The following is a 4,874-nucleotide window of genomic DNA, read 5'->3' as shown; positions in this document are numbered from 1 at the left end:
CATCAGGGCTAAATCAATCTAGCCGACTTGTCCGGTGAAATGGGGTGCACTCCACTGACAGACATCACCGAGTTTCAGATACCTGCGGGGAAGGTGTCCCTTTCGCCCATCATCGACTGCTTTGACGGAATGGTCATCAGTTGTCCCATCGGAACCCAACCAGATGCGGGCCTCGTCAACACCATGCTGGATGCAGCCATTGGGACCGTGACCGACGGCGACGAACGGCCAATCATTCATTCTGATCGGGGAGCCCATTATCGATGGCCCGGCTGGCTAACCCGTATCAGCGAAGCAAACCTAGTTCGCTCAATGTCCCGAAAGGGTGGTTCGCAAGACAACGCCGCGTGCGAGGGGTTCTTCGGTCGGTTGAAGACCGAACTCTTCTATCCACGAGACTGGAAGGTCATCACGATAGAGCAGTTCGTGGCAGAGGTGGATGCCTACATCCGCTGGTACAATGAGAAGCGCATTAAGATATCGCTGGGATCGCTCAGCGCGGTCGAGTATCGTAAGAGCCTCGGCCTTAAATTATGAAGCAGTCCAACTTTTTATCCGCCCCCAACAGTGCGGGCCACCGAAGATTTGAAATACAGTTTTTTAATCTGGCTGTACTTGATAGTGAAGGACAAACCAACCTTCCCCAAAACATCAACAATGTCTCGAAGAGCTTCGAAGAACTCGTCTCCTCTCGCCATGCGCCAACCACAGACCTAGCAGTTCCTATCGCAATCGGTCCATACCGCAGCAATATTCTAATTTCACCTCAAGGCGTTTCGCGCGTCCAATCAAAAAACATGAAAACGCAGATCCACTTTCGCGTTTGTCTGTGATGCTGGCGGCTTAGGCGTTCTCGCCGTCGTCGAGACGGTCGATCGACCGACGCGTCACCTTTCCAGAGTCCTTTGGCAATAATCGCAATTCCTCGACCACTGATGAGCCAAAAAGAGGGTCATGCCGTTTGGTCGAGTGCAGGTCGCTTAACAGAGAGGCCATGTTACGCCAACGCAAGCGCCGCGCGCCACCTGCAGCCATAAGTCCCTTCCCGTCGACCAGTTCGATTAGTTTCTCTTGAGCCTCAGGAGATAGGTTGAGTGAATGCGAGGTGTAGAGAAACTGAAGTCCGGTAAGTGCTCCAGCATCGCCAAGGCTTTGATCAGGGTCCGTCTCGGGCAGGCTCTCTGGAATACCGACCATCAGTTCTTTCCGCTGCGCTTCGAATTCTTCCCACATTCCAGTCCCGATGGTTCCGCTGACATCAATAATCCATGGACTTGCCTCTTCATGGAAGGACAAGATCAACTCCTTCTTTGCTCTAGTCATGGCAACATAGAGTTTGCAAGATGCGCGGTGAGCTTCTTCCTTCGGGGCATCGTAAGGAGGTAGAACAACACTGGTGCAGTTGAGAATTATAAGTATATCGAACTCATATCCTTTCGTTTGCTCAAGGTCGCAGAAGACTATCCGGTCAGATTTGGGATCATATCCGCCATCCAAGGCTGTTACACCGCATCGATCCGCAAAAATTCTGACGTCGCGAGACGAGAAACCTGCGAACGCAATGCAAATGTTACGCCCAAAGGCAGACTCGGCATAGGCGCGAGCAAAAGCAATTTCTTCTTCCAGTGAACTTGCTGCAAGAGCCATCGGAACGGGACCACTGAAATTGGCAAACTTAGGGTCAAGGATTTCCAGGTCGCCACTATCAAACATGTCTTCTACGAGGTTGTTTTTTAGCACCTCATAGGCGGCCTTCAGAATTTCACGGCTGTTACGATAATTTTTCTGGATCCGCTCACGAGTGATGGCAGTGACCCCTGCTTCGGCAAGGCTGCGATGCTTTGGGAGAATGGTTTGGGCTATATCTCCACAAAGAAAAATATCGTTCGGCCCGGGGTCGACCAAACGCCGTACCACCTGGAACTCGGTTGTACCAAAATCCTGCGCCTCATCAACCACGACATTGGTATAGCTCGCTTCAATTACTCCGAGATATTGCGCGAGGGCGGACGTGAGACCCAAATAGTCGATAACTCCGACGTTACGCATTTTCTCCTCCCAGCCATGAAGACCGGCGAGAATGTCGGAGCGACGATCGGAGGTGATTGGAAATTTGCGTCCCTTACGTTCGATGCTTAAATAAGCTGTCCGATCTCCAGGACGAACCGCACTGCGGATCCAGTCGAACTCTTCGCGCATGTAGTTTTCACCGTTAACCCCACGCGCTGTCATCGATTTGTGAAGGGGCTGAAGAACACGGGCAGCAGAGTTATTGAGCCACTGCCGATAATATTCTCTGAAAACGAAATCGACGTGTTCGTCGAGCTTCCACGTTACGTCAGCATAAAGTTTGTCATTGCTGGGTTCGAAATTATGAAGCAAACGCTGGGCAAGCTCAAAGAAAGATGTGACTTCTATCCTGGACCGAACAGCGTCATCAATGCAGACTGCATCGACTAGTTGCTTCAAAAGACCGGCAAGACTTCTGTTGAGCGTCAAAACGAGAACTTTCGCATTCGGAGCCTCAGCCAATCGAAGCGCTCGTCGCACAGCAACACAAGTCTTTCCGGATCCCGAGACACCAGATAGTTGCGCAGTTCCCTTGTAGTCGGCGTTGACCACTGCTTCCTGTTCAGGATGCAAAAATGTGAACCACTCATACCAATTCGTCCGCTTTTCGAACGCCGTCAGCCATTGTTCGTATTCAGAGGACCCTATCCTGAGGCGCCTAATGTCCTCGCCGTCAGCGACGTTCAGAAAATCGCTCTCTTCGAGCTCGCTCAACAGGTCGATCCTACCCATCTTCAAGTCGATGTGGGCTTGGGCGCCATCTTCATCACCCGCCAACAAAAGAACAAAGACCGCCCGCACAAACTCGCTTTTGGACGGATCGCCTATATCTTCAACAATCGCATCGATATGCGCGGACGCAGAATGTGCATCGAGTGTTTCCAGCCGCTTGCTAATACTGCGAGGAAGTCCGTCCAGCACTTCATCGAGAGACCGATCCGACAGACGGTCGGCCAAAGTTGTGTAATGATGCTCGGCCTTATGACCATTGGCCTGCACGATGTGATGTCCTGAGCCCGGCACAATGATCGCTCGCTGGTTTTGCACACCGGCCCGAAACCCCTTGTGGCGATCCAGCCACTTGTCAGTGTCATCGTGATCGCCCACGAAGAGAAAAGTACACATTTTTTCGGTCTGGGCTGTAACCAGCCGCCAACCCTCACCCAGATCATACTTCAAAGCATTTGGAATGCGTGTTTCGCCATTATTCGTGATAGGAAGACCGATGAATGGATCTTTTTGGTCGAGACTTCCAAGAACCTCTTTGACTCTCCGCGCCTTCTTCTGCTGTTGGCCACCGCTCATGAAGGCTTTCGCCAGAGTTTGATCGAAATCTTTTGTTTTGAAGTAGGCGACGCCTTCACTTGACTGCATGGTTACCAGCTTCTCGCATTTTTCCAAGCCGTACGTGTCCGCTATCTGAGCTCATGACATACGACGAAACACCCTAAGACAATCCTAGGTAAACATAAATACACTGATGCCGCCAAGAGAATTCAACTTGAAATTTACAATATCCCATGCATATGTCCCCGCCGACCCGGTCCAGTGCTGGAAGATAAGTGATCTTGGTGCCGAGCCTTTGCATCGTGTCTGGTCCTGTAGACCTTGCGGGCTGTTCTTTCTGTTTAGGGTGATGAGATGAAGCGTTTCCATCGGGGCAACGTGCAAGACATTACCGGATCTATCGAATGACCGCGGCCAGGTAGACATTGACTGCTTCGCTGACACCTCAACCGGGCGTCATCGAGGGCGAAACATTCCCATTCACCCGTCATGGCGTTCTTACCGGGCATTAAAGGCGGTGGCGCGAGACGCAATACCCAATCCCGACGCTCAGGCTATGGAGAACAGGCCGCCCCGCAGTTCAGGAGCGTTGTGCCGGGCCGAAATGTGCAGCGGCTCCAAAACCTTGTTTACCCCGCGACGATTGCTCTTGATACGACAGAGATAAACGTTGACGGGATCATTCGCCCGCTTTCACCTGGCATGGCGGTCTCAGTCGAAAACAAAACCGTAACCCGGCGGATCATCGACTATTTGCGGTCGCCAGTCGCGCAGGTAGCGTCTGAGGCAATGCAGGAGCGCTAGTCCTGAATTGCGACCCGCTGCAACGAGAGATTTGCATAGCCTAGCCTTTACAATCATTTAAGACATCGTGACTACGCTCGCTTCAACGAGAAATGGGAGCAGACATTGAAGCCGGAGCAGGTTGAGATCGAGCGGCTCCGCCGTGAAGTCGCCAAGCTGAAGGCGGAGCGCGATATCCTAAAAAAGCCCGCAGCCTACTTTGCCAGGGACGCGCTATGAAGTTCGCGTTCATTGCAAAGCAACGTTCGATCTGGACCCTTTCGTCGTCGCTTCGCAAAGACTGTCGGGCAACGGGTGGCATGGCTCTGCGAAGCGCTGGGAGTTTCTCGTTCAGGTTTCCATGTCTGGCTCAATCGTTCTCCGAGCGAAGACGTCTGTTATGATGAGGTTCTGCTGGACAAGATCACGCAGAGGTTCAAATCCAGCGACCGCACTTATGGTGCTCGCCGCGTATGGCACGACGTGTTGGAAGAAGGGTTATCCTGTGGCCTCCAACGTATTGAGCGGCTGATGCGCTTGAGCGCACTCAGGGCCAGACCGAGACGGGGAGGATTTCCAAAGGATGCCGGTGACCGTGCCGTCATCCTGCCGAACGTGCTGGACCGTCAGTTCGTGGCGGAGCGGCCGAACCAGAAATGGGTGGCCGACTTCACCTACAGTGCGCCTCGCCCCAAACGGGGAGGCATATGACTGGAATGCAAAGAGAAAGGAGG

General features: G+C 52.7%; 1 protein-coding gene and 2 pseudogenes. 2 read left to right on the top strand and 1 reads right to left on the bottom strand.

Translation table 11 applies throughout. From position 1 onward, the window contains the following. Positions 1-54: 54 nt before the first annotated feature. Positions 55-537: pseudogene (locus tag AC5SEO_RS26770) on the top strand (IS3 family transposase); the annotation flags it as partial. Positions 538-843: 306 nt separating this feature from the next. Here AC5SEO_RS26770 and AC5SEO_RS26765 read toward each other — a convergent pair. After that, complete coding sequence (locus AC5SEO_RS26765; protein WP_495364202.1) at positions 844-3,444, bottom strand: UvrD-helicase domain-containing protein; 2,601 nt, start codon at positions 3,442-3,444, stop codon at positions 844-846. Positions 3,445-4,266: 822 nt separating this feature from the next. Between AC5SEO_RS26765 and AC5SEO_RS26760 the strand changes: the two are divergent. After that, positions 4,267-4,818, top strand: a pseudogene (locus tag AC5SEO_RS26760) (IS3 family transposase); the annotation flags it as partial. Positions 4,819-4,874 lie beyond the last annotated feature (56 nt).

The sequence above is a fragment of the Agrobacterium sp. K11 genome (assembly GCF_059429395.1).
This window is presented reverse-complemented; position numbering and strand designations above follow the sequence as displayed.